The sequence below is a fragment of the Pseudonocardia kongjuensis genome, from assembly GCF_039526905.1.
GTDB classification, from domain to species: Bacteria; Actinomycetota; Actinomycetes; order Mycobacteriales; family Pseudonocardiaceae; genus Pseudonocardia; species Pseudonocardia kongjuensis.
Map to the genome: position 1 here is coordinate 1 of NZ_BAAAJK010000074.1, position 1,148 is coordinate 1,148.

Genomic DNA, 1,148 nt, shown 5'->3' on the forward strand with positions numbered 1-1,148 from the left:
GGGGCTGAGGTTGCCCAGCCGGGAGTGCCGCCGCAAGGGGTTGTAGAAGCCCTCGATGAAGGAGAACACCTCCATCTCGAGCTCATGCCGGCTCGGCCAAGCCCTTCGGTAGATCATCTCTTCTTTGAGGGTGGCGAAGAAGCTCTCGGCCATGGCGTTGTCGAAGGCGTCGCCGATGCTGCCCATCGAGGCGACCACGCCGCTGGTGCGCAGGGTGCGGCCGAAGTCGATCGAGGTGTATTGGACGCCGTGGTCGCTGTGGTGGATCAACCCGGCAACCGGTTTGCGCTGGTGCAGGGCCATACCCAGGGCGTCGAGGACGAGCTCGCGGCGCAAGTGGTCGGCCATCGCCCACCCGACGACACAGCGGGTGCAGGCGTCCAGGACCACCGCGAGGTAGAGGAATCCCTCCCAGGTGCGCAGGTAGGAGATGTCGGCGACCCATAGCTGGTCCGGGCCCTCGGCGACGAACTGCCGCTTGACCAGGTCCGGCGCGACCGATCCGGCGCCGACACGGCTGCGTTTCTTGCCGTGGCGGCGCCGATGGATGCCCTCGATACCCGCGACGGTCATGAGCCGGGCGACCTTCTTGTGGTTCCAGGCCCGGCCCTGTTGGTCACGATCGCGGATCTCGGCAGTCAGACGGCGGGCGCCGTAGGTGCGGCGGTGCTCGGCCCAGGCATCGTGGAGTTCGTTCGCGGCGTGCGCGTCAGCGAGGTCGTCCTCGGAGATCACCGGCCGGCCGCGACCGATCCAGTCATAGAACGCTGAGGTGCTGACCTGCAGGACCCGGCACAGGAGACGGACGGGGTAGGTGGTCTTCTCCGCGGCGATGAACCCGTAGATCGCTTCTCGGGTCACCGGTCTGTCTCCCGGGCGAAGAAGACCGCGGCTTTTCGCAGCACCTCTTTCTCCAGCTCCAACTCCGCGACCCGGCGACGCAGCCGGGCCAGTTCGGCGCGTTCCTCCCCGCCGACAGCGGCGGGTCCGTCGCGGCGTTCCCGGCGCAACGCCTCGACCCAGTTCCGCAGGGTCTCGTGGTTCACCCCGAGCTCGCGGGCGACCTCTCGGATCGAGCGGCCACCGTCGAGTGCGAGCTTCGCGGCGTTGCGCCGGAACTCCTCGGGGTACTTGCTTCGACGCCCCAT

At 68.2% G+C, this 1,148-nt stretch carries 2 protein-coding genes; both read right to left on the bottom strand.

The features are described from left to right. On the bottom strand, positions 1-861 hold an 861-nt coding region (locus ABD160_RS33230), incomplete at its 3' end, for an IS3 family transposase (protein WP_344030720.1). After that, the coding region (locus ABD160_RS33235; RefSeq protein WP_344030723.1) for a transposase at positions 858-1,148 on the bottom strand (291 nt) is incomplete at its 5' end. The genes ABD160_RS33235 and ABD160_RS33230, both read right to left, overlap by 4 nt.